Origin of the sequence: Rhodococcus sp. IEGM 1381 (genome assembly GCF_030056795.1) — a bacterium.
In the GTDB taxonomy this organism is placed as follows: Bacteria; Actinomycetota; Actinomycetes; order Mycobacteriales; family Mycobacteriaceae; genus Rhodococcoides.
This window is the reverse complement of the sequence record NZ_JASHKQ010000021.1, coordinates 1-23,453: the sequence shown is the minus strand read 5'-3', so window position 1 is coordinate 23,453 and position 23,453 is coordinate 1. Positions and strand designations below refer to the sequence as shown.

25 protein-coding genes are annotated in these 23,453 nt (G+C 64.8%); 10 read left to right on the top strand and 15 right to left on the bottom strand.

Features of this window, described 5'->3' with window-relative positions; translation table 11 throughout:
• Genes QM797_RS24460 through QM797_RS24445 form a run of 4 tightly spaced genes read right to left on the bottom strand, consistent with a single transcriptional unit; the run spans nucleotide 1 to nucleotide 4,014 of the window.
• Nucleotides 1-831, bottom strand: a complete 831-nt coding sequence (locus QM797_RS24460; RefSeq protein WP_283278284.1) for a glycosyltransferase family 2 protein — start codon at nucleotides 829-831, stop codon at nucleotides 1-3.
• Nucleotides 828-1,832: a glycosyltransferase gene (locus QM797_RS24455; protein WP_283278283.1), complete on the bottom strand. Its 1,005-nt coding sequence runs from the start codon at nucleotides 1,830-1,832 to the stop codon at nucleotides 828-830. Before QM797_RS24455 ends, QM797_RS24460 begins: the two co-directional genes overlap by 4 nt.
• Complete coding sequence (locus QM797_RS24450) at nucleotides 1,829-2,938, bottom strand: glycosyltransferase (protein ID WP_283278280.1); 1,110 nt, start codon at nucleotides 2,936-2,938, stop codon at nucleotides 1,829-1,831. The genes QM797_RS24455 and QM797_RS24450 overlap by 4 nt, the downstream gene beginning before the upstream one ends.
• Nucleotides 2,935-4,014, bottom strand: a complete 1,080-nt coding sequence (locus tag QM797_RS24445) for a glycosyltransferase family protein (protein ID WP_283278279.1) — start codon at nucleotides 4,012-4,014, stop codon at nucleotides 2,935-2,937. The genes QM797_RS24450 and QM797_RS24445 overlap by 4 nt, the downstream gene beginning before the upstream one ends.
• Before the next feature lie 168 nt (nucleotides 4,015-4,182).
• Between QM797_RS24445 and QM797_RS24440 the strand changes: the two genes are divergently transcribed.
• The 4 genes from QM797_RS24440 (at nucleotide 4,183) to QM797_RS24425 (ending at nucleotide 8,592) form a co-directional block, all read left to right on the top strand.
• On the top strand, nucleotides 4,183-5,130 hold the full coding sequence (locus QM797_RS24440) for a WcbI family polysaccharide biosynthesis putative acetyltransferase (RefSeq protein WP_283278278.1): 948 nt from the start codon (nucleotides 4,183-4,185) through the stop codon (nucleotides 5,128-5,130).
• Nucleotides 5,127-7,448, top strand: a complete 2,322-nt coding sequence (locus QM797_RS24435; RefSeq protein ID WP_283278277.1) for a glycosyltransferase — start codon at nucleotides 5,127-5,129, stop codon at nucleotides 7,446-7,448. The genes QM797_RS24440 and QM797_RS24435 overlap by 4 nt, the downstream gene beginning before the upstream one ends.
• Nucleotides 7,449-7,546: 98 nt before the next feature.
• Nucleotides 7,547-7,777 (top strand): hypothetical protein, encoded by a 231-nt coding sequence (locus QM797_RS24430; protein WP_283278276.1) that lies wholly within the window; start codon nucleotides 7,547-7,549, stop codon nucleotides 7,775-7,777.
• A 101-nt stretch (nucleotides 7,778-7,878) separates the two neighbouring features.
• Nucleotides 7,879-8,592 (top strand): CDP-alcohol phosphatidyltransferase family protein, encoded by a 714-nt coding sequence (locus tag QM797_RS24425; protein ID WP_283278275.1) that lies wholly within the window; start codon nucleotides 7,879-7,881, stop codon nucleotides 8,590-8,592.
• Here the strand turns inward: QM797_RS24425 and QM797_RS24420 are convergent.
• Both QM797_RS24420 and QM797_RS24415 read right to left on the bottom strand, forming a co-directional pair.
• Nucleotides 8,540-9,376, bottom strand: coding sequence for a YihY/virulence factor BrkB family protein (locus QM797_RS24420; RefSeq protein ID WP_283278273.1), 837 nt, complete (start codon nucleotides 9,374-9,376; stop codon nucleotides 8,540-8,542). The genes QM797_RS24425 and QM797_RS24420 overlap by 53 nt on opposite strands.
• A 34-nt stretch (nucleotides 9,377-9,410) precedes the next feature.
• Nucleotides 9,411-9,803: an OsmC family protein gene (locus tag QM797_RS24415; RefSeq protein WP_283278271.1), complete on the bottom strand. Its 393-nt coding sequence runs from the start codon at nucleotides 9,801-9,803 to the stop codon at nucleotides 9,411-9,413.
• A gap of 212 nt (nucleotides 9,804-10,015) precedes the next feature.
• Between QM797_RS24415 and QM797_RS24410 the strand changes: the two genes are divergently transcribed.
• Together QM797_RS24410 and QM797_RS24405 are read left to right on the top strand one after the other, a co-directional pair.
• Nucleotides 10,016-10,969 carry a ferritin-like domain-containing protein gene (locus QM797_RS24410; protein WP_283278269.1) on the top strand — a complete coding sequence of 318 codons (954 nt, stop codon included), beginning with the start codon at nucleotides 10,016-10,018 and terminating at the stop codon, nucleotides 10,967-10,969.
• A 134-nt stretch (nucleotides 10,970-11,103) separates the two neighbouring features.
• Nucleotides 11,104-12,111 (top strand): iron-containing redox enzyme family protein, encoded by a 1,008-nt coding sequence (locus QM797_RS24405; RefSeq protein WP_283278267.1) that lies wholly within the window; start codon nucleotides 11,104-11,106, stop codon nucleotides 12,109-12,111.
• Here the strand turns inward: QM797_RS24405 and QM797_RS24400 are convergent.
• The gene (locus tag QM797_RS24400; protein WP_317566344.1) at nucleotides 12,066-12,356 is read right to left on the bottom strand and encodes a CDGSH iron-sulfur domain-containing protein; all 291 of its coding nucleotides are present in this window, start codon (nucleotides 12,354-12,356) and stop codon (nucleotides 12,066-12,068) included. The genes QM797_RS24405 and QM797_RS24400 overlap by 46 nt on opposite strands.
• A complete protein-coding gene (locus tag QM797_RS24395; RefSeq protein WP_283278266.1) occupies nucleotides 12,340-13,026 on the bottom strand; it encodes a HemK2/MTQ2 family protein methyltransferase in 687 nt (228 codons plus the stop codon). The genes QM797_RS24400 and QM797_RS24395 overlap by 17 nt, the downstream gene beginning before the upstream one ends.
• Nucleotides 13,027-13,186: 160 nt before the next feature.
• Between QM797_RS24395 and QM797_RS24390 the strand changes: the two genes are divergently transcribed.
• Nucleotides 13,187-13,693: a hypothetical protein gene (locus QM797_RS24390; protein ID WP_283278264.1), complete on the top strand. Its 507-nt coding sequence runs from the start codon at nucleotides 13,187-13,189 to the stop codon at nucleotides 13,691-13,693.
• Nucleotides 13,690-14,919, top strand: coding sequence for an NAD(P)/FAD-dependent oxidoreductase (locus QM797_RS24385; RefSeq protein ID WP_283278263.1), 1,230 nt, complete (start codon nucleotides 13,690-13,692; stop codon nucleotides 14,917-14,919). The genes QM797_RS24390 and QM797_RS24385 overlap by 4 nt, the downstream gene beginning before the upstream one ends.
• 106 nt (nucleotides 14,920-15,025) lie before the next feature.
• Here QM797_RS24385 and QM797_RS24380 read toward each other — a convergent pair whose 3' ends face one another.
• Nucleotides 15,026-15,160, bottom strand: a complete 135-nt coding sequence (locus tag QM797_RS24380; protein WP_283278261.1) for a hypothetical protein — start codon at nucleotides 15,158-15,160, stop codon at nucleotides 15,026-15,028.
• Between the two features lie 295 nt (nucleotides 15,161-15,455).
• Between QM797_RS24380 and QM797_RS24375 the strand changes: the two genes are divergently transcribed.
• Together QM797_RS24375 and QM797_RS24370 are read left to right on the top strand one after the other, a co-directional pair.
• Nucleotides 15,456-17,564 (top strand): molybdopterin cofactor-binding domain-containing protein, encoded by a 2,109-nt coding sequence (locus QM797_RS24375; protein ID WP_283278325.1) that lies wholly within the window; start codon nucleotides 15,456-15,458, stop codon nucleotides 17,562-17,564.
• A 6-nt stretch (nucleotides 17,565-17,570) separates the two neighbouring features.
• On the top strand, nucleotides 17,571-18,035 hold the full coding sequence (locus tag QM797_RS24370; RefSeq protein ID WP_283278260.1) for a (2Fe-2S)-binding protein: 465 nt from the start codon (nucleotides 17,571-17,573) through the stop codon (nucleotides 18,033-18,035).
• A 73-nt stretch (nucleotides 18,036-18,108) separates the two neighbouring features.
• On the opposite strand, the gene katG is transcribed toward QM797_RS24370, so the two are convergent.
• The 6 genes from katG to QM797_RS24340 form a co-directional block, all read right to left on the bottom strand.
• Entirely contained in the window at nucleotides 18,109-20,304 is a 2,196-nt protein-coding gene (gene katG, locus QM797_RS24365; RefSeq protein WP_283278324.1) for a catalase/peroxidase HPI, read from the bottom strand.
• Nucleotides 20,305-20,379: 75 nt separating this feature from the next.
• The gene (locus QM797_RS24360) at nucleotides 20,380-20,859 is read right to left on the bottom strand and encodes a Fur family transcriptional regulator (protein WP_269608444.1); all 480 of its coding nucleotides are present in this window, start codon (nucleotides 20,857-20,859) and stop codon (nucleotides 20,380-20,382) included.
• Nucleotides 20,860-20,951: 92 nt separating this feature from the next.
• Nucleotides 20,952-21,221, bottom strand: a complete 270-nt coding sequence (locus QM797_RS24355; protein ID WP_283278323.1) for a metal-sensitive transcriptional regulator — start codon at nucleotides 21,219-21,221, stop codon at nucleotides 20,952-20,954.
• Nucleotides 21,222-21,273: 52 nt separating this feature from the next.
• Nucleotides 21,274-21,693 carry a DUF302 domain-containing protein gene (locus tag QM797_RS24350; RefSeq protein ID WP_283278259.1) on the bottom strand — a complete coding sequence of 140 codons (420 nt, stop codon included), beginning with the start codon at nucleotides 21,691-21,693 and terminating at the stop codon, nucleotides 21,274-21,276.
• A 219-nt stretch (nucleotides 21,694-21,912) separates the two neighbouring features.
• A complete protein-coding gene (locus tag QM797_RS24345) occupies nucleotides 21,913-22,377 on the bottom strand; it encodes a MarR family transcriptional regulator (RefSeq protein ID WP_283278258.1) in 465 nt (154 codons plus the stop codon).
• Nucleotides 22,378-22,387: 10 nt separating this feature from the next.
• Nucleotides 22,388-23,453, bottom strand: a 1,066-nt coding sequence (locus QM797_RS24340; RefSeq protein ID WP_283278257.1) for an ATP-binding protein, incomplete at its 5' end; no start/stop codon positions are given.

Here is a 23,453-nt window from a genome sequence, read left to right as displayed (position 1 = left end):
CTAGGCGACGTGACCGGATGTGCGCCGAATCCCGGAGTCGCCGAACTCGATGAGCCCGCGGGCCGCGAACGCGTCGAGCCAACCGACCATCGGCCACCGACCCCATCGATCGAAGAACCTGCGCGCGTTGGCAACGATGTCGTCGAGATGTTCTATCGGAGGATCGGAGACCGGATGCCACTGGTGATACGCATGCGCCCCGCCCACCCACCGCAACCCCATGCCCGACGCCACCGCGGTGGCTGCGAAATCGGTGTCCTCGCCGCCGTAGCCGGTGTAGTCCTCGCAGAAACCACCCAGTTCGGTCCAGGTCTGTGTGGTGACGGCGAAGGACAGCGACCAGAAGAGGTCGAAGTTGTCTCCGTGCGCGACGGTTCCGGCGGGCGGATTCGGGCGCGCCGGATGTGGCGCGGTCAGTGCCGCCAAAGCCGGACCCTCGGTACCGACGTCGCGTTCTTTCAGGTAGGTCACCGGACCGCACAGCAGGGATCGTTCGTTGCCCGCAGCGGCTGCCGCGCAACGGTATCGCTCCAGCAATCCCGGCCCCGGGATGCAGTCGACGTCGAGGAAAACCAACAACTCTGCCCCGCGGTCGACGGCCTCTGCCGCGCCGAGGTTGCGCGCACGGGCCAGCGGTAGCGCGCCGTCCGCGGGGATCTCGATACAAGTGGCGGCCGAACCGGTTCGGGTGAGTACGTCGGCAATCGCGTTGTCACCCATGGATACGACGATGTGGTCGACCTGTTCCACGGTGATCGGTCGCAGACCGCGTACCTGAGCGCCCAGGTGCTCGTGTCTACCGGCCACCACGGTGACGACCGCGATCTTCACTGCCGGCTCCGTCGAAGTACGGATTGCTCGATGGCCCGGGCGGCTCGAGTTGGCGCACCGTCGGTGCGAAGTGCCGACCACCGGGCACCCCCGAGATCGAGAGCGCGGTCCGCCGCTGCATGCCATCGGGCTACGGACGGCCATGTATCGAGCACCTCGGCGATCGACCCGTCGGCGAGGGCCCGTCCGGTGGCCGATTGCTCGTCGAAGGGCCGAGCCTGTGGGACGACGATGGCGGGCGCACCCGACGCAGCGACGTCTGCGACGGCGTTCTGCCCGGCGTGTGTGACGACGAGAGCGGCCGAACACAGCACCGGCCATACGTCGTCGATCCAGTCGCCGCCGGCTACGCCGAGGGCGCGAAACTCGAAGCGGGCGTCCACCGCGGACCACGAGTCCACCAGATCGCGGGTGAGTGACGTACCGCCTGCAGCACCCAACACCACGACCGTCGGATCGCTCGGAAGCGAGGTTCGCTCGCGTGCGGCGAATCGGCTGATCGAGCCCGAGAACGTCGTCTTGTCCGCGTAGGGCAGCAGCCAGCTGGGGTCGTAGACCTCGCGGGACCACGGCGCGACGATGTGTGTTGCTGACCGGTAGGCGAGGCCGTGGATCGGATCCGTCCGCTCCCCCGGTATTGCCATGACGATCACCCGAACTCCCATGAGACGCAGGAACATCGACACTTCGACCGATACGTCGACCACTACCGCCGACGGTTTCTCACGCGCCACCCACTGCGCGATGATCGCCATCCGCTCGGTCAGACCGTCCACGTCGTGCGGCGCCCAGTGCAGCACGCCTCCCGCCGAACTATCTTGTGCCACAGAGCCTGTGGATTCGTCCACATCGAACGGTAGCGAGAGCCATTCGGCCGCCGCATGCCCCGGCGGTCGAGTTCTCGAGGACAGAACGGTCATCGGTTCCGACATCGAGCGTGCGATGGCGTCGGCGCGGGTGACGTGACCGACCCCGTGATGGTGCGCGTAATAGCCGATCATGCGATCGCGAGCCGATCGTCTACCGGGTCTGCGACTGCCTGGAGCGTCGAGCGGTACAACGCCTCGTACTCGTCGACCATCCGATCCATCGAGCACACCGCTTCGGCGCGTGCCCTGACGTCGCTTCTCTTCAGGGCGGCTGCTCGAGGGATCGCCGCAGCGAGGCCCTCCACGTCGTCTGCCGGTACGAGAACCCCCGACGATGCGTCGACGATCTCCGGAATGCCGCCCCGCGCGAACGCGGCGACGGGAGTGCCGCAGGCCAGCGCTTCCGCCACCACGAGGCCGTACGGCTCGGACCACACCGGCGAAACCAGCGCGACCTCGGCACCGGCCACCAACGCCGCCAACGCAGGCTGATCGAGGTGCCCGACGTAGCGAATGTCCTTGTCGAGCAGCGGTTCGACGACGTCGTGGAAGTAGTCGAGATTACTCAGCGGACCCGCGATGCGCAGTAAGCGTCCTGCTTGCTTCGCGGCGGCGATGGCCAGGTGCAGTCCTTTTTCCGGAACGATCCGGCCGGACCACACCACGTAATCACCACCGCTACCGAAGGGCCACTCCTCCAACGAAATTCCGTTGCGAATGACGACGGTGCCGGTAGTGACATCGGCCCACTGCGAGGCTGCGAACTCACTCACCGCGGCGAAGGTGTTGGCCCCGGCCGGGGCCAGCGCCACGGCCGACTCCAACCATGCGAACGGCGGTGTGTGCAGAGTCGTCACCATCGGCACCGACAACGTCGAGGACATGGCCAGCGGCAGGTAGTGCAGGCTGTGGTTGTGCACGATGTCGAAAGACTCGGACAATGTCCCGGCCAGTTCCATCATGACCGCGAGATAGGCGTGGTGTTCGCGAATGGCGGTCGGAGTGATCGAGACGTCGGCAATGGATATCGGCGTCAGATCCAATGTTCGGACCGGCAGCAGCGTCGCGTCCAGATCGACGCTCGAGCCGTCCGCTGCGAACAAACTCACCCGGTGTCCGCGCTCGGTGAGCGCACGCACCAGGTTGTAGACGTGTGCCTCCAGACCGCCTGCGAAAGGCTGGGCCACCGGAAAACTCGATGACGCCAGCACCGCGATGCGAAGTGGGTTCTCGTTCAACGCATCTCCTTTGTCACTACCGAATAGATTGCTGCGTGGGTTTCTGCGATCGTTCGTCTCTGCTGCGCTCGGACGTCGGAATCGAGTGCGGGCGTTCGATCGTCGTGCGCTGCCCGCACGGCCGCAACGAGGCCGGCCGCGTCGAAAGAGTCGATTCCCATTCGGAAGCTGTGCACCGGGGCTTGGTCTGCATAGAAGCCACAATCCGACGCGACCACGGCCGTCCCGAGATCGCGGCATGCCTCCAGCCAGCCCGAGTGGGTGCCGAATCGATACGGCAGCAACGACACGTCGATCTCGGTGAGATAGTCCCAGAGCGCATCGTCGTCGAACCGCCGATGGACCCGCACATCGACGTCGGGAAACATGTTGTAATCCAACAGCTTTGCGCCGGCAGTGGGGCTGTACCAGTGGCTCGTGGACTCGAAGACATCCTCGTCGATATCCAACCGAACCGTCGCGTCGGGCAGCGATCTCGCAGCCTCGATCACCGCGTCCATCACCGCCAGCGGGTCCATGTTGGATCGTAGGTTCTTGGCATGGACACCGATGACGAACGAGTCCGACCGGGGGCGGGCGCATTTCATTCGCTCGAGCGGCACCACGTGAGGATGCTCCACCACCGTCGCGCGCACCCCCCACCGATCGTGGATCCAGGCGGCTGCGCCCTCCGTCAAGGTGATCACCGCATCGGCTCCGCGAACCAGGACGTCCAGTTGCCGGAGGTGATCGGTGTTGTCGGCGACGTGGGGATTGTGCAGATCATGGACGGTCAGAACCAACGCCTGCCGGTGGGTACGGAGGTGTTCGACGGTGCGAGCGAGCTCCTCGGGACCGAAGGACTCGAACCCGAAATGCACGTGCAGAACGTCGAACCGAACATCGGTCTGCTCGGCAAGCCACTGAGCATCGAGAAGCCGCGGCGGCCACCACTGACCGGGTGCATCCACGCGGACGGGAGGAGGGTCGGGCAGCAACGTGACGGACTCAGGGGTGAACGCCGCACCGTCGCCGCGCACTGGCTGCAGGTGCTGGACGTAGACATGCGAGGACGGAACCGAGGCAACACGAATCATGACTTCCTTCGGGTACAGGCAGGACAATCGTGCCTGGTCCCGACACGCGATACGTGTCCAATACCCACTTTCGCCCGGGTTCAATCGGGGTTGGCGCAGCAGGTCTTCCGGGGCTACGTTGGCGAGGAAATGGTTCACTACGAACGAGCACACTACGTCGGGGCAAGCATGGACGGGCGCACCCGCCACTACGGCGAATTCTACGAAGTAGACGAACGACAACAGGGCCGTGACGCCCCTGAACACGACGACCGGCCGCTCCTTCTGGTCTGGGGAAACTGTCAGGCCGAGGCACTGCGCATTCTCCTCGATTCCGATCCGGCCATGCCGCTGCGGACGGTGCGCATACCACCCGTCCACGAGCTCGAGTCCTCGGACTTGCCCTATGTCGACCGGCTCGTGCGCGAGGCGGCGGTCTTTCTCACCCAACCGGTTCGGGCCGGCTATCGTTCGCTACCGCTCGGGGTACCCGACCTTGCCGAGACCTTGCCGCCCGAGGCCACCGTCGTGCGATGGCCGGTGCTCAGACATGCGGGGCTGCATCCCTTTCACGTGATCGTTCGACATCCGAGCAATCCTGCCGCCGTTCCGAGCCTGGTGCCGTACCACGACTTGCGCACGATACTCGCCGCTGAGAGCGGACTCGGCGAGGACGACGACTGGGACCGCTCCGTCTCGGGCGATGGCCTGAGACACGCAGCCGAGGCAAGCCTCGACGAGTTACGCCGACGCGAGACCCGAGATACCGACATCGCAGCGTCCGACCTGTTTTTCGATGCCGGGCGCGCTGCCACCCACACGATCAATCACGCGACCAATGTGGTGTTGACTGCGCTGGCCCAGCGGATACTCGACCAGCTCGGCACCGGCTGCACCGCCGCGGATCCGGGTCGCGAATTGCTCGGTGGCGTGAGGGCACCGGTCGAGCGACGAGTGCTCGACGCGCTCGGTCTCGACGGCGATCCACGGACCGAGTGGTCGGTCGACGGCACGCCGCATTCACCGAGGTCGGTGCACCGTGCCCACCTGCGTTGGTACGCAGCTCATCCAGAATTCGTCGATGCGGCGCTGGAGCGGCATTCGGAACTGATTCGCATCCTGGAGCTGGTGCCGTGACCCAGCCTGTGCACCATCTCGTCATGGGCCCTCCTGAGCACGGGGTGATTCGCTGCGCACGCGAATTGGCCTCTGCAACAGCCAGTCCGGTGATCTCGGACTTCCATGATCTGCGCGACGACATTCCGATACACCTGCATTTCACCGACCGGCTGTTCGGCCGAACCGCGGGTGAGGCCGCCAATGCGTTCGTCTCCGCAGTGAAGCGGCACCGAGCCCCGATCACCGTCACATTGCACGACATCCCGCAGGTATCGGACGGACACGCGTTCGAAGCGCGAACGAGATGCTATCGGCAGGTGATCGACTGCGCGTCTGCAGTCGTCGTCTCCAGCATGCACGAGCGGCTGCTGCTCGACGACATAGCGAACCACCCCGTCGATGTTCGCATCGTTCCGCTCCCGATCCACAGCGCGACGCCGCACCCCGGACGGCGCGACGCCATGCGCAACGTCGTCGGCGTACTGGGGTTCGTGTACCCGGGCAAGGGGCACGAGGAAGTACTGGAGGCCATGAGATCTCTCGACGCTGCTGTCGACCTGCTGTCGATCGGATCCGCGTCGCCGGGTCACGAGACCATGATCGACGAACTCGCTTGTGCCGCTATACAACTCGGCCGTTCGTTCGACTCCACCGGATTCGTTCCCGACGCCGGCCTGGACGAACTCCTTCGGTCGGTCGCGATACCCGTCGCGTTCCACCGACACCTGTCGGCATCCGGTTCGATCAACTCCTGGATCGCGGCAGGCCGTAGGCCGCTGGTCCCCCGCGGTCGGTACGTGGAGGAGATCGAGGCCAATTCTCCCGGGACACTCTGGATCCACGAGAACTCCATCGACGGCCTCGCTGCGGCCATGATCGAGGCGCTGGATCATCCCGACAGGACCTGGCGGCAACCCGGCGCCGTTCCCTACCCGACACTTCACCAGGCAGCGGCGCTGTATTCCGCACTGTTTCGCGAACAGAGCGTGCTGAAGGCGCAGGAGCTGCCCGATGGCCGCTGGGTGGTACCGGGCAATCGGTGGGACCTGGTGCCACCCGTCGACCGGAACCCGTCGGTGTCGGTGGTGATTCCGTACTTCGAGCAACAACGCCGGTTGGAGTTGGTTCTGACTGCCCTGACCGTGCAGACGCATCCGGCCTCTCTCATTCAGGTGATCGTGGCCGACGACGGGTCCCCCATAGCGCCCGACGTCGATGCCTTTCGTTCCGCGCTCGATATCACCGTCGTACGACAGTCCGATCTCGGGTTTCGTGCGGCAGCGGCACGCAATCTCGGAGCCTCGGCCGCCCACGGTGAGATTCTGTGTTTTCTCGACGCCGACACCGTTCCCGAACCCGGGTACATCGCGGAATCGGCCCGGCTGCTCGCGGCCCTGCCCGATGCCCTCGCCGTGGGACGTCGACGCCACGCCGATCTGGAGGGCTGGGCCGCAAGGGATGTGACGGAGTGGCTCGGAGGGCGATCGGCCGGACCGCCGGAGCTGACGGAACCGCTCTGGCTCCGAGACGGATACACGCACTCGCGCGACTTGCTCGACGCCGATCGACGCTCGTACCGGTACATCATCAGCGCGGTCATGTCGTGCACCCAGCAGCTCTTCACGGAGATCGGCGGGTTCGACGAGAGCATCGTCGGATACGGCGGAGAGGACTGGGATTTTGCGCACCGCGCCTACGACGCCGGAGCCGTCCTGGCACATTTGCCGCGCGCAATCGCCTGGCACGACGGGCCGGAATGGGCCGAGCGGACGGGCGGAGACCGCGAACGTAAGAACCTGGAGGCCATGATGTTGGCCTCACGCATCACCGACCCGGCGGCGCGCACCCACGGTCTGCTCTACGCCGTGCCCGAGATCGTTGTGGTCGTGGATTCCGCGGGACACACCTCGGCGTCTCTGCTGCGCACCGTCGGATCCGTTCTGCGCGAAAGAGATTGCGCGGTATGGATTCACGGCCCCGACGCAGCCGAGTTGCGGCGGCCGTGGGGGGACGTCGATCCGCGGGTGAAGCAGGGGCAGCCCAGCGATACCGGCCGCAGCCACGCCGTCGTGCACGTACGCGGCCCGGTGCTGTTCGGCGAGCACGCTCTGCGTCGACTGCTCGCCACCGGGGCCGACCGGATGACTGTGGACGTCGGGGGTACGGGAGTCGTGGAATTGAGCACTTCTCGGTCGAATAAACGTGCGGCACGGTGGGCAGCGGCCCTGGGGCGGGCACCGGAGGACGTGGCCGACGATTTGTTCGGCTGTACGCACCGCACAGGTGTCGAATTCGGGTTCTCGATCGGCGAGCAGCAGCCGAACCTGGCCTGGTGACGGGTAATACCGTGTCGGAGCGAATGATTCAGTGAAGATCGATGGAAGATACGTGTCGAGGCTCGTCGGGACGAAGTGAAGAGCAAGGTCGGATGAAGATGAACAGAACGCTGTATTCGATGATCTGCATGATGGCGATCATCGCTTTCGTCGCATTGCTATGGGGCACAGTCGGTTACGTTTATGCCGACACCCACCCGTTACGCCGCGCGGCGTTCGTCGGTGGCGGAGTACTGATCTCGGGATGGCTGATCGTGCTCGTCGCCGCGGGCGTCAAGGTCTCTCGGCTGAAGGCCCGCAGACGAGAGAGCAACTCCGACAACGATTGAGAACGACGGCGACGGGTACTCGGGATGCAAGTCTCGACGTACATCCTCCAATTCGGTTGCTCGTCGGGTCCCTCGTATCGGGTGCCGAGCAAGGATTGTCGATGGTCAGTCAGCGCAGTGTGTCCAGTCAGCGGGATTCCCCGGTTCGCCCGGCGACTCGCGACGAATACCTGTCGACGTGGTCGACGCTGCACAACGGCATCGATCCGTCTTCGTCGGTGTTGGTCAGATGGTGGCTCCGAGTGGTCTACACACTGAGCGCCCCGCTGGTTCGCGCATCCGTGTCCGCCCATGCCGTCACCTTCACCGCCGTCCTCGTGGCCGGCGCAGCGGTCGCTCTGTCTCGGCCCGGCACCTCGGCTCCCTTGCTTGCCGCTGTGCTCATTGCTCTCTCGGGCCTGCTCGACAGCATCGACGGCGGCGTCGCCATGATCGGCCGATCCCAATCGCAGTGGGGTTATCTCCTCGACACGGTCGCAGATCGCTGCAGCGATCTGCTGCTGCTTGCGAGCGGATTCGCGCTGGGAGCCCCGATGCCTCTTGTCGTCGCGGTCGGGGTGACGACACTGCTACACGAGATGGCCCGGGCCCGGGCAGTCGGTGCTGGTATACCCGACGTCGGTTTTCTGACGGTGTGGGAGCGCCCTTCCCGAGTGATCGCTGCCGCGGTCACTGCCACCGTTGCCGGAGCCGCTCCGGCGAGTGCCGGTACCTCGGCGACGATCGGTATTTCCGTGACGTGCACACTGGCCGTTCTCGGCTTCACTCAGTTGATGTTCGGGCTGCATCGCCGGGCCGATCGAACTCCGCGGTGACCAGCCAGCCTGCGAGCGCCAATATATGGAACACGAACATCCACAGCATGATTGCCACGGCCCCGCCGATCGCGGTGAGGCCACCGAACGGCGCGCCGAGATCCACCGGAATCGCCAGGAACAGAATGAAACCGTGCACGAACCCGGTGACGATGGACGAGGTGACCAGCGATCCCACGGTCAAAGCCCGCCAACCCACCGCCCGTGGAGCAATCACTCGGTAGGTCCACGCGAGGGGAACCGACAGAATCAGCCATAGACAGTTGAAACCGAGGAACACGCGTAGCGTGATCGCACCGATCCCGCCGTCGCCGGTCGTTGCCTCGAGCAGCCGCGCAACGCTCAGCACACCGGCCAACAGCACCGGGGCTGCGGCGAAGAACGGCACCATCGCCAGTCGGCCACGCCAGCCGGTGAACGATTCTCGAGTCGGAGCGAACCGCACGATCGCCCGGCGCAGGCCTTCCCCGTAGAACGTCGCGGGAAAGATCGAGATCAGGACCCCGAGCGGACCGAGTTCGATTCCGGCCGTAGCCAATCCGTCGACCGCAGCCCGTGCGTCGAGCGCGTCGGGCAACAATGCCGCCACCGCATCGAACCCGGACCGTACCCACTCCGCCGAAACCAGAAAAGTAGTGGCGCGAATCGTGAGCAGTAACAGCGGCACGACGGCGATGACGGCGTAGAACGTGAGTCCTCCTGCGATCAGAGTGGTGTCCTCGCGGGCGAACCCTGCTCTGATTGCGCCGAGTCCTGTACTCGCCCGCGTACGAATTGTCGTCACGACTGGAAATGTGTCACAGAACGCCGTCGCGGCGTCATTCGAGGACTACGTCCACTGCGTCGATCACCTTGAGAAACGGGCAGATCGACGTCGCCTGCGCCAAGATCGCCTCGGGATTCTCCGTGCCCGGCAGTGACACCGCCAAAGAGAACTTCGCGTCGTACCCGGATGCGTCGGAGTCGGTGAGAACGACAGTGCCCTTGACGGCCAGTTCGTCGACACTGCCGCCGACTGTTCCGAGCGCGATGCGCAACGATTCGACCAGGCAACTCGACAGGGCCGCGGCCATGAGCTGCTCGGGGTTGGTGCGTTCGCCGGGGCCACCGAGTTGTTGGGGTTCGCGCACACCGAGCGACAGGACGCCGTCATCGGATGTGACGCCGGTCGCGGTGGCGGAAACGATTGCTGTGTAGAGCTCGGTGTTCATCGGTCACGGATGTCCACTCGGTACGCGATCGAAACCGGCGTACGTCGCGATCTCCCCGCCCATCCGACAGCGACGTGTCCCTGTTCACACATCCGCGACTCCTGTTTGACCGAACCTACCGACGGGTAACGAACAGAACAGGGCCGAGCATCACGCTGCGACCCGCAGGCATCGCCACAGAAAATCGATTACCCAACCGAAAGGGGAGCACCATGAGCACATCCACTTTGATCGCCCAGTTGCGCGTCGCACTGCAGCTGACGAACACGGAAATCCAGATTGCGGAAACTCGCGTCGTTCAGGCGCGCACCGAGGCGGTTCGTCGGGAATTGACCCAGAACGCCGCCAACGGGCGTGATCGCGCTGCAGCCATCGAGGAAGCCCTCCGCGGTCTCGGCGGTCTGCCCGACCTGGTGTCGCCGTTCTTGGGACGCACACTCGCTGCCGTCAAGGCCGTCGCCGAGCAGGCTCAGCCGTTCGACGAGGCTCTGTTGGGCGATCTCGCACTCGAGCAGCAGTTGCTCGGACGCGCAAAATACATCAAGGCTCTGGCCACGGCAGCGAACGAGCCCACCGTCGTCGCACTGGCGACCCGGCTGGCCACTGCTCACACCGCCACGGTCGAGTGGCTCGAGACGGTACTTGCCGAAGACGCTCTGGGCGGACCCGCAGCACTGCGTCGCACCCCGTTCCAGGCCGCCGCAGGTACAGCGGTCAAGATCGTCAATGCACCGGCAACGTGGTCGGCACGACGCCTCGACCGCGCACTGGACGCCGCTCGCGCCACCCCGGACCGCCTCAGCGCACTGCTGGGCCGCGGTGCACATGCCGGTGACGTCGCAGTCAAGACGCTGACCGCGAGCCGCGATGCAGCACTCGAGGCTGCTGAGGACGTCACCCGCAGCGAAGGTGTCGATGCGGTCGCCGACGCGATCCACACTGCTCGCTCCGCCAGCGGAACCCTCGACGCCGACGAACTGCCGATTGCGGACTACGACGATCTCAACGTCTCGGACGCCGTCGCCGCAATCAAAGACCTCACCAACCCGACCGACGTTCGCACCGTCGTGACGTACGAAGAGGCACACAAGAACCGCCATGGAGTCGTGTCCGCAGGACAGACGCGCGTGGCAGCAATCGCCAAGGACGTCATCTCTGTCGACTGATCCTTCTGCGAATACCGATGCGGCCCGTGATTTTCCGGGCCGCATCGCTGTATTCGAAGCCCTATGGCTTCAGCCGAACTATCCGCGCCGCGCGGACTGTGATTGGTACCGCCCGGCGGTGGGTAGCCTCAGGTATGACCGAGCTTCTGTCCGCCCGCCCGACCGCTGCACGCTCACCCGTCCTGCCGGTACCGTGCGGGCCGATTTCGAATGCCGTCGTGCGGTGCTTGACCACAGGTGACCCGGGCAATACCTCGATCTTGCCGACACTCGCAGACGTCGATTCCACGTCACGCGATGTACAACTCGCCCTGCTGATCTGCTACGAATTGCACTATCGCGGCTTCGACGGTGTCGCCGACGCGTGGGAGTGGGACCCCGATCTTCTTCGCCTGCGAGCCACTCTGGAATCTGCTTTTCTCGAATACGTTCGGGCGCACGTCGAACCCGGGCATGATGCGGCCGCAGAGATGGACTCCCTGTCCGTCGAGGCGACCTCGGGAACCGGCCCATCGTGGTTTCTGCGCGACGAGGGTTCGTGGGAGCAGATGCGCGAGTATTTCGTGCATCGGTCGATCTACCATCTCAAAGAAGCCGACCCGCACGCCTGGGCGATCCCCCGGTTGACCGGTCAGGCCAAAGCATCTTATGTAGCAGTCGAATTCGACGAGTACGGCGGCGGACGGGGTGATCGCGTCCACCAGAAACTCTGGGCCGACTCCATGGTGGCCGCCGAGCTGGATGCGTCGTACCTCGGATACGTCGACCGGGTGCCCGCGCAAACTCTGGCGTGGGTGAACCTGATGTCGCTCTTCGGTCTGCACCGAGGACTCCGTGGTGCCACAGTCGGACACCTTGCCGCAACCGAGATCACGTCGTCGCCGGGCTCACAGCGGTACGTGCACGGTCTGAAGAGGTTGAAGGCACCCCAGGCATGCATTGCGTTCTACGCAGAGCACGTCGAGGCGGATGCAGTGCACGAGCAGGTACTCCGGCACGATGTCGTCGGCAATTTACTCCGCGACGAGCCCGAACTCGAGGCCGATGTGGTGTTCGGAATGCGCGCACTGGATTTCGTGGAGAACGAGCTCGCCGATCACGTGATGTCGCGCTGGTCTGCCGGTCGGTCCTCGCTGGACTGAGCCGACCGCTTCTTGGCGCGATGGCTGGTGTCGCACAACGGATAGTTCTTACTCCGTCGACATGTGCACACCGCAACCGCGAATCGGTCGGAACACACTCGTGTGCCGTCGTCCAACTCGATCTCGACAGGGCCGTCGATGACAATCGGCCCACCCTTGACGATGCGGACCGTGGTGCGTTTCGTTGTGGACGCCGCCGTGCCATCGTTGCCCCCGATGGCACCGCCCTCATCGTCGGTCGGCACGAATGACCACCAGATCCTCGATGTCGCGGGATGCTTCGAGCAGTCCGACCTGCTGAAGCCAGGCAGCCCTCTCTGTCATGACCGGGCCGAACGAGATCGATCGACGTGCGGCCACGGACACCGTCATGCCCGTACGGCGTAGCATCGCCTCGGTTCGTGCAGGGTCGGAGTACTCCGACTGCACCACCATCAGGGTCCCGCCGGGAACGAGCAGGTCATGAGCGACATCGCACAGCGGATCCAGCACCACTCGGCCGTCGTGGCCGCCGTCCCACGCTCGGTGCGGACCGACACCCTCGGGCACCGCTTCCGAGGGCACATACGGCGGATTGCACAGAACCACGTCGAACGGCTCGAGCACCGACGCATCCGCGAACGACCCGAGGCGGACGTCCACGTCGACATCGAGAGCAGCTGCGTTGCGACGAGCGCACGCCACCGCGAGCGGCGAGATGTCGAACGCCAGCACTTCGCGTGCGCCCAACGAGGCCGCAGCGAGCGCCACGGCACCGCTACCGGTGCACATATCCAGCACACGGGCACCCCGCACCACCCCGGCCCGCGACGCCATCTCGCACAGGAGCCATGAATCATCCTGCGGCTCATAAACTCCGGGATCTGCGTGAACCGCGCGGGTGGATCTGAACGTATCGAATTCCGCCGTCGTCATCGAGGTGTCCTCTCGGAGATCGTCATCGCAAGACGTGCCCTCTCGGGCTGTGTGCCGAGCGTGGACTCCACTCGAAGGTGGCCACTGTATGCCCGATTGCACCGGCCGCAAACAAGCCGCTTGAAACCGCACGAATCGGGTAGTCCAATGACAACCTGCGGTGAAGAAAACGCCGCCGTTCGCCCGTGTCGGGCCCACACGTCTGCGTCGGCATCACTGCCCCGCGTCGTTCATCGAGGAGATTCTCTTGTCGGTTCTACCGTCCATCGACCCTGTTCCCGCCGTCGTCGTACCGTCGCTTCGGCAGGTGTTTCCGGCACCGGCTGCTGGTGCCGGCATCACCGTCACCGAATTCGGCGGTGCCACCGTCATTCGTGTCGCCGGAGACTTCGGTCGTCAGGATCTCGGCGTACTGGCCGAGACGCTCGGTGACGCATCGGTCGAAGGTTCTCGGTTGGTGCTCGATCTGACCTCGATCGACGCGGTTCCGGCAGGCACGGCGTCGATTCTCGATGCCACGTCCATGCATCTGAGCCGGTGGGGCACTCGACTGGCTGTGGTCGGCTCGATCGAGTTGACCCGAGCGCTGACCGCGGACGCACTCGGCCGCACCGCATTTCACACCACTCTCGACGCTGCACTCGCATACAGAGAGATGTCGGCTTGACATCGGCCGGCGTCGACGGCCGTCACGACGTCCTCGTTCTCGGCGGCGGCAACGCGGGCGTCAGTGCGGCCGCACGCGCCATTCGTCTCGGTATCAGCGATGTAGCAGTCATCGAACCCCAGTCCGTGCACACCTATCAGCCACTGTTGTCGTACGTCGGTGCCGGCCAAGCCCGACTCAGCGACGCCGAGCGAACCCAACGCTCTGTGATGCCGAAGAACAGCACCTGGATCCAGGATACGGTAGCCCGAGTCGACCCCTACGAGAAGGTGGTCACGACCGCGTCCGGTCGGCGCTACGGCTATCGGGACCTGATCATCGGGACCGGTCTGGTGCCCGATCACGACGCTCTTCCCGGAATCACCGCGGCCGCCGACTCGGACGCGGTGACGAGCAACTACCTGGGTCGAGCAGAGAAGACCTGGCAACTGATCTCCCACTTCCCGCAAGCCCAGGTCGGCGACGCCCCCAAGCGCGCCACAGCCGTGTTCACAGTGCCGCGGCCACCCGTGGGCTGCACCGGCACCACGCTCAAACCACTGTTCCTGGCTGCCGCCCACTGGCGGTCGACAGGGCAACTCGCCGACATCGACATCACCCTGGTGATCGACCGCGAGGTGCTGCTCGATGTGCCTCGGCTGGATTCGGTGTTGCTCGATCATCTCCGCGATCTCGGCGTCCGAATACTGCACCGCACAGCAGTGACCGCGGTTTCCCCCGAAACTCGGCAGATCACTGTCACCGATCACCTCGGCGCACAGCAGATCATCGACTACCGAATGCTGCACCTGGTGCCCCCGTTTCGCGGACAGCCGTGGGTCGAATCGTCCAATTTGACCGGAGACGGACAGCACGGTCTCGTCGACATCGACCCCCACACCCTGCGGCACCGCGAACACAGCGAGATCTGGGCCGCCGGTGACGGTGCCGGAATCGACACCGATTCTTCCGGCGGTGCGCTGAGAAAGCAGATAGCCGTTCTGATCGACAATCTGCTGGCCGCCAGAGCCGGGCGAGAAATGTCCTCGTACGACGGGTACACCGTGGCACCGGTGACGATCGACGCCCACCGTCTCATTGCGGCCGAATTCGACCGAACCGGGTCACTCACACCATCTTTACCGTCGTTTCTCGATCCGCTGAAAGCACGACGATCAGCCTGGCTGTTCGACCGCTACGGCCTGCCCCTCAGTTACTGGAACATGATTCTCCGCGGACGGCTCTGACGGCAACGCAACCGATCGATCGAGTTCGAGTACTGCCATCAGTCGGTGCGGATCATCGATGTCGACGTCGTGGCCGTCTTGGCGCAGACGAGCGACTGCGCGCGATTCAGTGCTCGCGCTCCGAGCTCGTCGTCGATGCGCTCTGAAACATTTCCAGGAAGGATCCGAAGCTCTGGGCACCCGTCGCAGTGTTCTCACGTGTGTCCTGTGCGGGTCCGACCGCCGCGTTGTCTGATTCCATGTCGTAGATGATGCCGTCCGGACATGTCAGCGGATCTGGGAGCAATATCACGATAGGGCAACAAAATATAACGAAGCGATAACGGCCACCGAGGTACCGCCGTCGTGACGAGTAACAAGCGGCGGAGGGAGTTCTCGGGTTCGCGAAAGACCGAACCTCGACGTGCACGTTTTGTCGGATCGGCGACTGTAAAGTCGGGCCCGACCGAAAGGACGATGTGACGCACGCGATACCTGGACGGCGCACCGTATCGCGTCGCTCTTTCTTCACCGCTGTGGTGGCCGGCTCGACATTGATGCTCGTGACGCGGAGAACGGCCTCTGCAGAGGCGCCCTCCAGTGACGAACCCGAACAGGTACTCACCACGCTTCCCGCCGACTCCAACCTGGTGATACTCGAGGTGCGCGGGGACGGATCCGTGCACTGCGCCTTGCCCCGCGCCGAGATCGGACAGGGGCTCACCACCTCGGTGGCGATGCTGATAGCAGAAGAGCTGGACATCCCACTCGACAAGACCGTCGTGTCGCTCTCAACTGGCCGGCAGGAACTGATCGGAAACCACTACACGGGCGGCTCCAACTCCATCCAATCTCTCTGGGAGCCCGCTCGATCCATCGCCGCGACGGCACGGGCGCGGCTGCTGCGCGCTGCCGCCGACCGCTGGGGTGCGGACGTGAGCACGCTGACTATCGTCGACGGCGTCGTCATGGCACCGGACGGACGATCGGCGCACTTCGGCGAGCTGGCAGCTGCTGCAGCCGCTCCGGAACTGCGCTTCGAGGCGGTGGACCCGAAGTCGGAGGAAAATCTGACGGTCGTCGGCACTCCGACCACGCGCCAGGATGCTCGCGCGATCGTCACCGGTCGGCTCACTTACACGCTCGATCTCGACGTCCCCGACGCCATGCCTGTCGTCGTCCGACGCCCACCGACGATCAACGGAACCGTTGCCTCGGTGGACGAGGCGGCGTTGCGAGCGATGCCAGGGGTCATCGATGTTGCCGTCGTGTCCACCGGGGTCGCCATCATGGCGCGCACCTTCGGATACGCGCTCGCCGCGAAGGACGCCGCGGTGGTCACGTGGAACGCCGGAACGATCGACGACGAGTCCACTGATTCCATCCAGGACAGGCTTCGGCGGAGCACCCCTGCGTTCACGGGTTTCGGCGGAGTGGGTAGGCCCGAGCTGCCGGGCGAAACGAAACTGAACGTCGATTTCGACTTTGCTCCCGTCTCGCATGCCGCGATGGAAACCAATTCGGCAGTCGCCGACGTGCGATCCGATCGCGCGGACGTCTGGGCATCGATGCAGCTACCCAACTACGCCGGGCAGAAAATTGCTCTGACACTGGGCATTCCGTTGAATCGGGTCACCACCCACGTGATCAACGGAGGCGGCTCGTTCGGCCGGCGGCTCTACTTGGACGGCCCGCTGGAGGCCGCCGTGATCTCCCGAGCAATGGGCAAACCGGTGCGGCTGATGTGGTCGAGGGTGGACGACATGCGGCACGGCCGCGCCCGACCCGCGGTACACACCAAGTTCGATGCGGTCCTCGCGCGCGGCACGGTGATCTCCTGGGAGCAGCGCGTGGCCGCAGTGTGCACCGATTTCGACGGCGGTTTCGGTGACCTCGTCACCGACGCATTGGCACCGTCCCCGTTGATCTCCCAGACGCTGTTCCACAGCACCCGCGACCCGTACTCGTTCACCGACGCCGGCATCAGGACCCTCGTCGAGGTACCGGTGAAGATGCCCACCGGCAGTTGGCGATCGGTGTTCTCCGGAACGGTACGTACCGCGGCCGAGATCATGGTGGACCGCATCGCCGACGCCCTCGATACCGATCCGCTGGAGCTACGCATGGGGGCGGTGGCGAGCGACCGCCACCGTGACGTGCTGGGTACGCTCGCCGCCGAGGGCAACTGGGGTGCAGATCTCGGCCCCGGCCGGGCGCAGGGCATCGGGTTCCATGCCGAATTCGGTTCCAGTGCAGGATATCTCGTCGAGATCGATGCGCAGGACCCGCGAGCGCCCCGCGTGAGAAAAGCCGTCATAGTCGTGGACGTCGGCCGCGTGGTCAACCCCCGCAGCCTGGAGGCTCAGATGATCGGCTGCCTGATGGACGGCATCTCGACCACCCTCAGGGCCGGACTGCACTACGAGCAGGGGCTGCCGCTCGAAGGTAGTTACTCGCAGTTCCACTACGCCCGTCAACGCGATTCACCACCGGATGTTCGGGTGGTGATCCTGCCGCCCACCACCGAGAATCCGGGTGGCGCAGGAGAATTGGGAGTGCCCGCTGCGGCCGCCGCAGTGGCCAACGCGTACGCGCGAGCCACCGATACCACCCCCACCAGCTTCCCGATTCTGTTCGACGTCGACTTCGACCCGTTCCCGAAATGAGGATCCATGGCTGAACAGAAGTTTTTCGTCAACGGGGCTGCGGTGTCGGTCGATCTACCCGACGACATGCCGTTGCTCTGGGCCCTGCGGGACGAGCTCGGTGTCCGCGGCCCCAAGTACGGGTGCGGCATCGGCGTGTGTCACGCCTGCACGAGCCATCTCGACGGGGTGGAGGTACTCCCCTGTGTCACACCGGTGTCCGATGCCGTCGACAAAGAGGTCACGACCATCGAAGGACTCGCGGACGGCGACGTGCTCCATCCGGTGCAGCAGGCGTGGATCGACGAGGACGTCTCTCAATGCGGTTACTGTCAGCCGGGCCAGATCATGGCTGCCGTCGCACTGCTGAAGCGCATCCCCGACCCGACCGACGAGGACATCGACACCATCGAGAACGTCTGCCGGTGTGGTACCTATCCCCGAATCCGACGGGCCATCAAGGCGGCCGCGAAAGCGATGTCGCAGCGCTGATCGAAAACTTTTCTGCCACAGCACAACACCCCGCGAACAACAGGTTCGCGGGGTGTTGTATGAACTACCTGATTCAGCTCAGTTCGAAGCGATCGAGCATCATGACCTTGTCCCAGGCCGCGACGAAGTCCCGGACGAACTTCTCCTTGGCGTCGTCGCAGGCGTACACCTCTGCGAGAGCGCGCAATTCGGAGTTCGAGCCGAAGACCAGATCGTTACGAGTTCCGGTCCACTTCTTCTCACCGGTCGCGGCATCCTTGGCCTCGTAGATGCCGTCCTCCGCGGTGGGAACCCACTCGGTGCCCATGTCGAGGAGGTTGACGAAGAAGTCGTTGGTGAGCGTGCCGACCTTGTCGGTCAGGACGCCGTGCGACGACTGCTTGTAGTTCGCGCCGAGCACGCGCAGACCACCGACGAGCACGGTCATCTCGGGTGCACTGAGCGAGAGCAGGTTTGCGCGATCGACGAGGTTGAACTCGGCCGGCAACTTCTGGCCCTTGCCCAAGAAGTTACGGAAACCGTCGACCTTGGGCTCCAGGTCGGAGAACGAGTCGACGTCCGTCTTCTCCTGCGTGGCATCCATGCGGCCCGGAGTGAAGGGAACCGTGATGTCGACGCCGGCATTCTTGGCGGCCTGCTCGACGGCTGCGACGCCACCGAGCACCACGAGGTCGGCGAAGGACACCGTTCCGGAGAACGACTGCTGGATTCCTTCGAGGACGCGGATGACCTGTGCGAGCTCGTCGGGCTCGTTGACCTCCCAGCCGGCCTGCGGCTGCAGACGCAGACGGCCACCGTTGGCACCACCGCGCTTGTCACTGACGCGGAACGACGAAGCCGCCGCCCACGCAGCCGAGATCAGCTGCTCCTGAGTCAGTTCGGATCCGAGGATGGCCTGCTTCAGTTCGGCGATCTGTGCGTCACCGATCAGCTCGTGATCGACGGCCGGGATCGGGTCCTGCCAGAGCAGGGGCTCCGCTGGGATCTCGGGGCCGAGGTAACGCGTGACCGGTCCCATGTCGCGGTGCGTGAGCTTGAACCACGCCTTCTGGAACTCCTCTGCGAGCTCCTCGGGGTGATCGAGCCAGCGACGGGTGATCTGCTCGTAGATCGGGTCGACGCGCATGGCGATGTCGGAAGTCAGCATCGACGGGTGGCGACGCTTGGACGGATCGGCTGGGTCGGGAACGAGATCCGCGCCCTCACCGTTCTTCGGACGCCACTGGTGCGCGCCACCGGGGCTCTTGTAGAGCTCCCACTCGAACCCGTAGAGGGTCTCGAGGAAGCTGTTGTCCCACTGGGTGGGCGTGGGCGTCCAGATGACTTCGAGGCCACTGGTGATCGCGTCCGCGAGGACACCGCTCTGGTAGCTGTTCTTCCAGCCGAGACCCATCTGCTCGATGGGGGCACCCTCAGGCTCGGCACCGATGTGCGCGTCGGGGTCCGCTGCGCCGTGTGTCTTGCCGAAGGTGTGTCCGCCGACGGCGAGTGCCGCGGTCTCGATGTCGTTCATGGCCATCCGGCCGAAGGTCTCGCGAATGTCCATGGCGGACTGCACGGGATCCGGGTTGCCGTTAGGGCCTTCGGGGTTGACGTAGATCAGACCCATCTGGACTGCGGCGAGCGGGTTCTCGAGGCTCGTGCGATCACCGGCGTAGCGCTCGTCACCGAGCCAGGTCTGCTCGGGGCCCCAGTAGACGTCCTCGTCCGGCTCCCAGGCGTCGACGCGTCCGCCGGCAAAGCCGTAGGTCGGCAGGCCCATGGACTCGATGGCGACGTTTCCGGTGAGCACGATGAGGTCGGCCCAGGAGAGCTTGCGGCCGTACTTCTGCTTGACCGGCCAGATCAGGCGGCGCGCCTTGTCCAGCGACGCGTTGTCGGGCCAGCTGTTGAGTGGCGCGAAGCGCTGCATGCCCGCTCCGGCACCGCCGCGGCCGTCCTGCTTGCGGTACGTGCCCGCTGCGTGCCACGCCATGCGAATGAAGAAGGGGCCGTAGTGACCGAAGTCGGCCGGCCACCAGGACTGCGAATTCGTCATCAGGGCTTCGATGTCACGCTTGACCTCGGCGAGATCGAGAGAGTTGAACTCGGCTGCGTAGTCGTAGTCGGGTCCCATGGGGTCGCCGACTGCCGGGTTCTTCTTGAGGATCTTCAGATTCAGCGACTTGGGCCACCACTCGCGATTGCTTCCGCCTTCGACGGGCATCGGCATCGAGTCTTGCATGACCGGACACTTGCCGCCGCTGTCCTGCGGCTGATCCTCGTTCATCTCTTTTTCGCGTGTTACGTGATCTTCAGACACGTGCTTCCTTCCAAGGTATGACGATCGGGCTGTGATCGGTGGTCACGAACTCTGCTGTGTTCGAGACCGGGGAGGGAACTGAACGGGAACCGCCGGCTGCTCACGAGCTGCCGAACACTGTGCGCAGAGGCCCCAGTAGATGACCTCTGCCTCGTCGATAGTGAAACCGACGGAGTCGGATGCCGTGAGACACGGCGTCTCGCCGACCGCGCAATCCACATCGGCGATGACGCCGCACGAGCGGCATACGGCGTGATGGTGATTGTCGCCGACGCGCGATTCGTACCGCGCGGGCGAACCCGCCGGCTCGATCCGCCGAACGAGGCGCGCAACCGTCAGCGCGTTGAGGACGTCGTAGACCGTCTGCCGCGACACCTCGGGCAACATGGATCTCACGAGCCCGAGAATGGTGTCGGTATCTGCGTGCGGATTGGTTTCGACGACCTCGAGTACCGCGACCCGGGGACGGGTCACGCGCATATCGGCAGTGCGCAGTTGCTCCGCATGCGGCGAGATCGGCATCACGGTCCCAGTATCGTCCCGCTTTCTGGACCAAGTCAAGTATTCGGCCGAATCTTCCGGCCTCGACCACACACGTTCACCGCACACCGTCGTCAGGCCAACGCCAGAAACAGCTTTTCGAGTTCCGCCTCGGTCATCGGCTTCTTGTCGCCTGCACTCTCACCCGTCATGCACTCACGCAGACCTGTCGCCACGATCTTGAATCCGGCTTTGTCCAGTGCGCGAGAGACAGCGGCGAGCTGGGTGACGACGTCCTTGCAATCGCGACCGTTCTCGATCATCCCGATGACGCCGGCAAGCTGACCGTGTGCGCGCTTGAGTCGGTTGAGTACCAGTGCGATGCTGTCTTCGTCGCCGATCATGTCGATCCCCTCGATGGTGGTGGTGTCGAACTCGATGGTACCCCCGGGGGCATCAGGCAGAGTGGGATCCACGCCCGCCCAGTGCTGCAATCGCTGCCTTCAGTTTCGCAGTGGCCTCGGAGGCGACCGCACCCAACTCGGGCTCGCTGGTGACCTCGACCATGATGGCCGGGTTCATCGCCTCGACGATAACCGATCCCGGTGTCGCCGTGTCGTCACGCACGATCACGTTGCACGGCAACAGCAACCCGATCTGCTTCATGACACAGACCGCACGGTGAGCCAGTCCGGGGTTGCATGCACCGAGAATCATGTAGCGCTCCATGTCCTCGCCCAGCTTCGCTTTCAGAGTTGCCTGCATATCGATCTCGGTGAGGACTCCGAAACCCTGTTCCGACAGTGCCCTTTTCGTGCTGTCGATCGCGGTGTCGAAATCGGTGTCGGTCAGTGTGGTGGACAGTGCGATGTTCATGGTGCCTCCTCGAAAGCTGTTGTTCAGTGGGAAAGACGGATGGAGGGCAAGGCGGCGGTTCTGCTATACGGGTGGGGGTATCGACAAGGGCAGACGAAACCCCGCCGATCGAACGTGCCCACCGTCTCATATACCCAAGGGGGTATACAAGTACCCCTGGGGGTATTACCCCAGGGGTACTCGAATCACAGCAGACGTGCCGCTGCAATCAGTCGCCGATCAGTGCCGACCGTTCCACTGCTTCTCGATCCCCCGCAGAACCTCGAGCGTCTGTACGGAGTCTGCATCGACCGCCATCCTCGACCGAGCGCGCTCGAGCGCACGCTCGGCGCGCGTCACGGCGCGGTGGCCCGAGTCGGTGGCCTCGACCAAGTACTGCTGCCGATTCCGCGGATTGACGCTACGCACCAACAGTCCCACATCGACGAGACTGGCCGTCGTGGCAGTGATGCTTGTTCTGTGCCGCACCAACTCTCGCGACAGCGTGCTGTACGACGTCGGCCCTCGCCTGCACACCGATTCCAGAACCTCGTACCTTGCCCAGCTCAGCCCCTGGGCGTCCAATGCCTCCGCCAGACGGACCCGCGCGGCCGACGCCATGCGCAGCACCGTCGACACGATTTCGAGCTCGGTCGAATGCGCCGGAGAGGTATCACCGTCGAACGATTCAGCGAGGGCAGTCATCGGATACTCCCTATTTGATTTCTGTGAGGACGGTGCCTTGGGTGATGGCGTCGCCTGCGGTGACGCTCAGGCCGGTGATGGTGCCGCCTTTGTGGGCGGTGACGGGGTTTTCCATTTTCATCGCTTCCAGGACAGCGATGAGGTCACCGGATTCGACACTCTGGCCTTCGGTGACGGCGACCTTGACCACGGTCCCCTGCATCGGTGCGGTCACGGAGTCGCCGGACGCGGCTCCCGCGCCGGCACCGCCTCGGGTGCGGGCTTTCGGTTTACGCCGCACCGCACCCGCAGGCCCGCCGCCGTTGCCACCGCCGCCGAGGGAGAGTTCCCCGGGGAGGGAGACCTCGACGCGGCGGCCACCGACCTCGACGACCACCTGCTGGCGGGGCAGTGGGTCCTCGTCGTCGATCGGTTGCCCGGCGGTGAACGGAGGAACCTGGTTGTCCCATTCGGTTTCGATCCACCGGGTGTGCACCGAGAACGAGTCCCCGTCGCCGATGAACGCCGGATCGCAGACCACCGCAGCGTGGAACGGGATCACCGTCGCCAAGCCCTCGACGGTGAATTCGGCCAACGCCCGACGCGACCGAGCCAACGCCTCGTCGCGGGTGGCTCCGGTGACGATGAGTTTGGCGAGCATCGAATCGAACTGGCCCCCGATCACACTGCCGGATTCGACACCGGAATCGACGCGCACGCCCGGCCCGGAGGGGGCGGTGAAGGTGGTGACCGGTCCGGGGGCGGGCAGGAACCCACGCCCGGCGTCTTCACCGTTGATCCGGAACTCGAACGAATGTCCCCGCGGTTCGGGATCTTCGGTGATGGACAGTTCCTCGCCGTTGGCGATCGCGAACTGTTGCAGCACCAGGTCGATGCCGGAGGTTTCCTCGGTGACGGGATGCTCGACCTGCAGGCGGGTGTTCACTTCCAGGAACGACACGAGCCCGTCCTGGCCGACGAGGTATTCCACGGTCCCGGCGCCGTAGTAGCCGGCTTCGAGGCAGATGGCTTTGGCGGAGGCGTGGATTTCTTTGCGTTGGGCGTCGGTGAGGAACGGGGCGGGGGCTTCTTCGACG

What these genes read in the sequence shown, in the direction of transcription:
- QM797_RS24455 (WP_283278283.1), bottom strand. Translation starts at nt 1,832, where the DNA reads ATGATCGGCTATTACGCGCACCATCACGGGGTCGGTCACGTCACCCGC.
- QM797_RS24445 (WP_283278279.1), bottom strand. Translation starts at nt 4,014, where the DNA reads ATGATTCGTGTTGCCTCGGTTCCGTCCTCGCATGTCTACGTCCAGCAC.
- QM797_RS24440 (WP_283278278.1), top strand. Translation starts at nt 4,183, where the DNA reads ATGGACGGGCGCACCCGCCACTACGGCGAATTCTACGAAGTAGACGAA.
- QM797_RS24430 (WP_283278276.1), top strand. Translation starts at nt 7,547, where the DNA reads ATGAACAGAACGCTGTATTCGATGATCTGCATGATGGCGATCATCGCT.
- QM797_RS24425 (WP_283278275.1), top strand. Translation starts at nt 7,879, where the DNA reads ATGGTCAGTCAGCGCAGTGTGTCCAGTCAGCGGGATTCCCCGGTTCGC.
- QM797_RS24415 (WP_283278271.1), bottom strand. Translation starts at nt 9,803, where the DNA reads ATGAACACCGAGCTCTACACAGCAATCGTTTCCGCCACCGCGACCGGC.
- QM797_RS24410 (WP_283278269.1), top strand. Translation starts at nt 10,016, where the DNA reads ATGAGCACATCCACTTTGATCGCCCAGTTGCGCGTCGCACTGCAGCTG.
- QM797_RS24405 (WP_283278267.1), top strand. Translation starts at nt 11,104, where the DNA reads ATGACCGAGCTTCTGTCCGCCCGCCCGACCGCTGCACGCTCACCCGTC.
- QM797_RS24395 (WP_283278266.1), bottom strand. Translation starts at nt 13,026, where the DNA reads ATGACGACGGCGGAATTCGATACGTTCAGATCCACCCGCGCGGTTCAC.
- QM797_RS24380 (WP_283278261.1), bottom strand. Translation starts at nt 15,160, where the DNA reads ATGGAATCAGACAACGCGGCGGTCGGACCCGCACAGGACACACGTGAG.
- QM797_RS24375 (WP_283278325.1), top strand. Translation starts at nt 15,456, where the DNA reads ATGCTCGTGACGCGGAGAACGGCCTCTGCAGAGGCGCCCTCCAGTGAC.
- QM797_RS24370 (WP_283278260.1), top strand. Translation starts at nt 17,571, where the DNA reads ATGGCTGAACAGAAGTTTTTCGTCAACGGGGCTGCGGTGTCGGTCGAT.
- katG (WP_283278324.1), bottom strand. Translation starts at nt 20,304, where the DNA reads ATGAACGAGGATCAGCCGCAGGACAGCGGCGGCAAGTGTCCGGTCATG.
- QM797_RS24360 (WP_269608444.1), bottom strand. Translation starts at nt 20,859, where the DNA reads ATGCCGATCTCGCCGCATGCGGAGCAACTGCGCACTGCCGATATGCGC.
- QM797_RS24355 (WP_283278323.1), bottom strand. Translation starts at nt 21,221, where the DNA reads ATGATCGGCGACGAAGACAGCATCGCACTGGTACTCAACCGACTCAAG.
- QM797_RS24350 (WP_283278259.1), bottom strand. Translation starts at nt 21,693, where the DNA reads ATGAACATCGCACTGTCCACCACACTGACCGACACCGATTTCGACACC.
- QM797_RS24345 (WP_283278258.1), bottom strand. Translation starts at nt 22,377, where the DNA reads ATGACTGCCCTCGCTGAATCGTTCGACGGTGATACCTCTCCGGCGCAT.